Genomic DNA, 4532 nt, shown 5'->3' on the forward strand with positions numbered 1-4532 from the left:
GTCTTATTATGACTCTTACTATGCACCGAATAATGCCACGTTAATTGTCGTCGGCGACTTCGATACTGCCAAGCTGATGGCTAAAGTGGATGCGACATTTGGCAAAGTCCCCCGGCGGGAAATCAAAGTTGCCAAGTCTACGTCGACAAACATCAAACCCACGCGGCGGCTGACTCTCAAAGAACCAGGTAGCACCCAGCTCTCCAACCAAGTATATCCGTTACCAGATGCCAATCATCCCGATGTACCCGCGATCGATGTGATGAATTATGTCCTCACCGAAGGACGCAGCTCGCGGATGTATCAATCGATCGTCGAAACGGGGATTGCGGCTGGTCTTAACGGTGGTGCCATCAACCTCGCTGCTGGCGGTTGGTATGAGATTTCGTCGGTCGTGGAAGTTGGCAAATCGCTCCCCAAAGTAGAAGCCGCCATCGAGAAAGAGATCGAGCTACTCCAAACCAAAGGAGCCAAAGCTAGCGAAATCGAGCGCGGCAAAGCCCAGCTCAAAGCCGCCTACCTCCTGAGCAACCGCGATATCAATTCGCAAGCCAGACAACTCGGTAACGACCAAACTACTACTGGCGACTATCAATTTACCGATAAGTATCTCGCTGGCGTCGAACGCGTCACGCTCGCCGATGTCCAACGAGTTGCCAAAAAATATCTCCAACCCAACCTCAAAACGATCGGCTTCTTCGAGCCGACCCAAATTACCGCGCAAGCGGCACCCGCAGCTACAGGCGGTAAAACAGCCGGGACGATCGAGACAGGTGCCCCGTTAGACGCTAGCGAACTGGCGAAATATCTCCCCCCATTAGATGCAGATACGGCCAGCCAAACTCAAACTTTGCCGCAAGAGGTGAAACTCAAAAATGGGTTGCGCGTCTTTTTGCTTCCCGATTCGAGCACGCCGACGGTGACATTAACTGGAAGTATTCAAGCTGGGACAGAATATGACAGTGCTAATAAAGCTGGATTGGCTAGTCTCACTGCTGCCAATATCATGAGCGGCACCAAGACTCAAACCGCCCTGGAAATAGCCAAAACATTAGAAAATCGCGGGGCGGGACTGGCATTTGGGGCGAGTCGGGAAGGCGTGGGGCTAGGAGGCAATGCTCTATCCAGCGACTTACCCATTCTGCTGCAAACCTTGGCCGATGTCGTTCAAAACGCCAACTTCCCCCAACAACAATTTGAACTCAGCCGTCGGCGGGCACTAACTGGCCTCAAACTAGAGCTAGATAATCCCAATAGCGTGGCGCGGCGCAAATTCCAACAAACGATTTATCCCAAAGATCACCCGTTTACTATTTTCCCCACCGCCGAAACTTTGTCGGCATTGACAACAGCAGATCTGCAAACCTTCTATCGCCAGCACTATCTCCCCAGCAACACGATTTTAGCGATCGTGGGTGACTTTAAGGTTGCAGAGGTCAAAAGCTTGTTAGAAGCGACGCTGGGCAAATGGTCTACCACGGCTGAGTCAGTCAAACTCAAATACCCAACACCAGAGTTACCAGACAAGCAGGTACTGGTTAGCCCCTCTCTTCCAGGCAAAACCCAAGCAATTACCCTGCTCGGCAATAAAGCGATCGATCGCCAAGATCCGCGCTACTATTCCGCCCTGGTACTCAATCAAATCCTTGGTGGCGATACCCTTTCCAGCCGTCTGGGTACCGAAATTCGCGATCGTCAAGGTTTAACTTACGGCATCTATAGTAGCTTTGCTGCTGGCAAACGTCAGGGTACCTTTATTATCTCGATGCAAACCGCACCAGAAGATGCTTCAAAGGCCACTCAAAGCACGATCGCGCTGTTGAAAGATCTCCAAACTAAAGGAGTCACCACCGCCGAAGTTGACAGTGCCAAAGGCAGCATCACCAGTAACTACACCGTCGAACTCGCTTCCCCCGATGAGATTGCTGGAGCTACCCTCGGTAATGCCATCTATGGTTTAAATCCCAACGAAATTAGCGAATTTCCAAAGAAGATTCAAGCCGTAACCTTGGAGCAAGTCAACCAAGTAGCGAAGGAATTAATTCAACCCGATCGCTTGGTGGTTGTCACCGCTGGGCCACCACAAAAGTAACAAATTCTTAACAAAAGAGTAGGTGAGCAAACTGCTTACCTACTCTTTTTTTTGGCGATTTCTCGATCGAATTTACTCATAGCTGCGTACTAAAGACTGCATCGAGTGCATAAAACCCAAAACTCGATCGTGTAGATCCAGTGCATAAAACTCAAAACTCAATCGTGTAGATGAGGGTACACCATTATCTGTAAGTACGAAAGTCTCGATCGTGTAGATCGAGTGCATAAAACTCCAAACTCATTCATGTAGATGAGAGTCGCTATCATCTTTAAGTATGAAAGTGATGATTTTATACCCAGGCAACTCCTGAAACTTGTGCCAGTTTGGCTATTTTACGGTTATTTTTAACGATCTTAAAACAATAAGATTGTGCCAGCTTGGCTTCTTTGTGACTATTTTTTAATACTAATAAAATAATAACGATTTGGCCTCAAAAAATATAGCCAACTTTTCTGGAAACGTAATTACGATCGCTGAAGTTAGGCTTATCAAACATTAAAACAAGCTAGAACATCCCACACAGAGGTTCATCTACCATGTCTCCATCTAATCTTGAAACTAAGTCTAGTAGCGCGACTTATTCACATACAGCAACTCGCCCCACCAAAGCAAAAATATCGATAGAAAGTCTTACTCAGCTTGCTAGCGTTGCTCCACAAGAAGATTTAAGCGCATTAAATGCGGGGATTTTGACAACTATCGGTAATACACCATTAATTAAATTAGACCGCGTTTTTAAAGACTCCAGTTTCAATCTTTTTGCCAAGCTGGAAATGTTCAATCCTGGCGGCAGCGTTAAAGATCGTCCGGCTTTCAACATGCTCAAAAATGCATTGAAAAACGGACATATTAAGCCAGGATATACAATTGTCGAATCTAGTTCTGGGAATTTAGGAATTGGTTTAGCACAAGCATGTACCGTCCTCGGTTTACATTTAATCTGCGTTGTCGATCCCAAAACTACCAGCCAAAATATCAAGATCCTCAACGCATATGGCGCGCAAGTTGATATAGTCACCGAACCAGATCCGGCGACTGGCGACTTTCTCCCTGCTCGCATCGCTCGTGTCAAACATTTGCTCGATACCATCCCGCAAAGCTTTTGGTGTCAGCAGTACGCCAATATGAATAACTCCCGCGCTCATCATCAGACGATGCATGAAATTGCCACAGCACTCGATGGTAAATTGGACTACTTATTCCTCTCGACTGGTACTTGCGGTACCCTGCGCGGTTGCTCGGAATATATCAAGAGCCACAATCTCAACACCAAAATTATTGCTGTCGATGCCAAAGGTAGCGTGATTTTCGGCGACAAACGCGGCAAACGCTTAATTCCTGGGCATGGTGCCGCGCGGGTACCAGAGCTATTTCAACCTGGCTTAGAGGACATGTGCGTACACGTCTCCGATTCGGAATGTATTATCGCCTGTCATCACTTATTACGGAGCGAGGCAATTTTGGCGGGTGGTTCGTCAGGTGCAGTCATCGCCGCGATTCATAAACAACGGCTGGCGATCGCTAGTGGTGCAAATTGTGCGGCAATTTTATGCGATCGCGGCGAACGCTACTTAGACACAATTTATACAGATAGTTGGGTAAAAGAACACTTCGGCGATCTTAAATTGCAGCCACTAAATTGATTGAGGATTGAGAAATGGTGTTACTAATGGAGGGGCATTCTCGCAATGTCCCCTACCACGATGCCGGACGCGATCGAGAACTAAAATAACAAGTTACATTTACAAACAAATTATTAAAATTTGTTGCATCGATCTGTCGCTCGACTCCGAGCTTTGACGCCATCTTCTTAGTAGAGAAATAGCTTACTACACAGCCATTTTTAGAGTCTATTTTCTCATCATATTCGATCGATAAAAAATATTCATTATGAAGGCAGCGGTGCCTGGAACTGTTGCTGTGCAAAATTTTCAGATTTAAAGAGGAGATTTTGTCAATCGATACTTCCAACTACACCAGAATTGCTATACCACTAAAAATCGGTTACAGTTATGAGCAAATTATTAATATCGATCGCCTCAGTGGGTTTGCTGACTACAGCTTTTAATCTTGGCAACATTGCCAATGCTAGCGATAGTACATCACCTCATGTAGAGAGTAAATTTGAGTTTCCGTACCATCGATGGGCGACTGTCCGCCAGACTATTCAAGTTCACATTCCGCGTAATAGTCCAGCTTTAGAAAGTCTCAGCATCGATGTTCCTGAAAATATCGATTTCCAAACTAGTAAAGTTGAAATTACTGATGGAGATCGCGTTATCGATGCCCCAATTTCTCGTCAAGGTCAACGGCTGATAATCGGATTTACTCGATCGATCTCCCCCGATACTCAATTAAGAATTAATTTTAACGGTGTCAGTCGAAATATGCGGACACAGTTATCTGTCTATTATATTTACGCTCGAACTGTAGACGG

Annotated in this window: 3 protein-coding genes; all 3 read left to right on the plus strand. The window is 46.2% G+C overall.

The features are described 5' to 3' along the window. The coding region (locus C7B77_RS24660; protein WP_106311160.1) for a M16 family metallopeptidase at positions 1-2092 on the plus strand (2092 nt) is incomplete at its 5' end. 539 nt (positions 2093-2631) lie between these two features. Beyond that, positions 2632-3738, plus strand: coding sequence for a 2,3-diaminopropionate biosynthesis protein SbnA (gene sbnA / locus C7B77_RS24665; RefSeq protein WP_106311163.1), 1107 nt, complete (start codon positions 2632-2634; stop codon positions 3736-3738). Positions 3739-4107: 369 nt separating this feature from the next. Then, positions 4108-4532: DUF2808 domain-containing protein (locus tag C7B77_RS24670; protein ID WP_106311166.1), on the plus strand; the 425-nt coding region annotated here is incomplete at its 3' end.

This window comes from Chamaesiphon polymorphus CCALA 037 (genome assembly GCF_003003845.1).
GTDB lineage: Bacteria > Cyanobacteriota > Cyanobacteriia > Cyanobacteriales > Chamaesiphonaceae > Chamaesiphon > Chamaesiphon polymorphus.

Bases quoted from the DNA above. Each gene is read 5' to 3' on its own strand.
- sbnA (WP_106311163.1), top strand. From the start codon at position 2,632: ATGTCTCCATCTAATCTTGAAACTAAGTCTAGTAGCGCGACTTATTCA.